Genomic DNA, 943 nt, shown 5'->3' with positions numbered 1-943 from the left:
CGCCCCCGGGCCCGTCGGCCGGCAGCCGGGCCGCCGTGGGGCTCGGCGCCACAGCCCTCGAAGCCGTCGTCCCGGGTGCCGGCCTCCTCACGAGCGTCCTCCCCGCCGACCTGCTCGCCCAGGAGGCGGACCGTCTGCGCGCCGGCTTGAGCGCCCGCTTCCGCAACCCCGACGACATCGAACTGGTGATGTCCCCGGAGCGGGTGCTCACCCCCGTCCTGCTGCGCGAACTGCACACCGCAGCCGCAGCCGCAGCCGCAGCCTCCGCGACCGCCTCCGCGTCCGTCGTCCTGTTTCTCGACGCGTACGAACGGACCGGACCGTTCCTCGACCCGTGGCTGCACGACCTGGTCACGCGCCACGAGACGGACGGCGGACTGCCCGCCTCCGTCGTGGTGGTCACCGCGGGGCAGCAGCCCCTGGACACCGCCCGCTGGAGCGGCGCGGGCCACGTGGCGGACGTACCGCTCGCGCCGTTCACCGAATCCGAGGCGCGCGGCCTCCTCGCCGGGAAGGGGGTCGTCGCCGAACCGGTCGTCAGGGAGGTGCTGCGCCTCACCGGCGGCCTGCCCGTCCTCGTGTCGACGCTCGCGGAGACCCGCCCCGGCGACCCGGACGGCGTGGGCGACCCGAGCGTCACCGCCGTGAAGCGGTTCCTGCAGTGGGAGACCGACGACGCCCGCCGCCGGGTCGCCCGGACCTGCGCGCTGCCCCGGCAACTGGACGCGGACGTGTTCCGGGTCCTGGTCGACCACCCGGACGAGGCCGAGGCGGACGCGCTGTACGACTGGCTGACCGGGCTGCCGTTCGTCACGGAGCGCGGGGCACGGGTGCGGTACCACGACGTCGTACGGGCGCCGATGCTGCGCCTGGAGCGGCGCCGGTCCCCGCGGGAGTGGGCCGCGCGGCACCGGCGGCTGGCGGCGGCCTTCGCGCGGTGGCG

At 76.6% G+C, this 943-nt stretch carries 1 pseudogene; it reads left to right on the top strand.

The features are described 5' to 3' along the window. A pseudogene (locus HO151_RS03090) lies at positions 1-943 on the top strand (hypothetical protein); the annotation flags it as partial.

The sequence above is a fragment of the Streptomyces sp. 8P21H-1 genome, assembly GCF_013302945.1.
Note: the sequence above shows the minus strand (reverse complement) of the source record. Positions and strands in the feature narration are given on the sequence as shown.